The 811-nt window shown below is 47.1% G+C and carries 1 pseudogene; it reads right to left on the bottom strand.

The annotated features are described in order from the left end of the window. Positions 1-752, bottom strand: a pseudogene (locus JNC77_RS17595) (IS3 family transposase); the annotation flags it as partial. Between the last annotated feature and the right edge of the window lie 59 nt (positions 753-811).

The following is an 811-nucleotide window of genomic DNA, read 5'->3' as shown; positions in this document are numbered from 1 at the left end:
CCGACGACGCGTCGAGAAAACAGGTCGATGACAACAGCCAGGTAGGAAAACCCTTCATATGTCTTGATATAGGTAATATCTGTGACCCAAACCTTATCAGGCATGTTCACGTCGAACTGACGATCCAGAGTGTTGTCTATGACGATAGAGGGTTTGCCACCATATTTACCGGAGCGGCTCTTATAACCAATCTGAGCTTTGATACCTGCCAGCTTGGCCAGTCTCGCAACTCGGTTTGGACAGCAGGTCTCACCCTGATCTCGCAGATCATCGTGTAATTTGCGGTATCCGTAGACCTTACCGCTGTCATGCGCCATGCATCTTTGATCAGTGCTGTCTGCCGGATATTTTCATTTGCACGGTGACTTAAAGGCTGCCTCATCCATGCATAAAATCCGCTTGGATGAACACAAAGCATCCGGCACATGGCTCGCACATTGAATAGAACACGATGCGCCTTGATAAACGCGTACTTCATTTTGCATGCCTATCGTAAATACGCGATGGCTTTTTTTAGTATGTCACGCTTTTCGGTGACACGAGCAAGCTCTTGCTTCAAACGCCTGAGCTCTGACAATTGATCATCTTGGCGTAGCTGCTTTCTCAGGCGCGCTGTAGCGCTTCATCCAGCTATAAAGTGAACGTGTGCTTACGCCCACGCGACGCGAAACATCTGCTACACAATAGCCACGCTCTGTAATCTGTTTAATAGCATCAAGTTTGAATTCATCAGTGAAATTAGCTTTACCCATCGTAGGCTCCTTGCCTCTTTTTTAAGTCACAAAGGATCTACAAATCTAGGGGCTATTCA

Origin of the sequence: Paenochrobactrum pullorum, from assembly GCF_041929845.1 — a bacterium.
GTDB lineage: Bacteria > Pseudomonadota > Alphaproteobacteria > Rhizobiales > Rhizobiaceae > Paenochrobactrum > Paenochrobactrum pullorum.
This window is presented reverse-complemented; position numbering and strand designations above follow the sequence as displayed.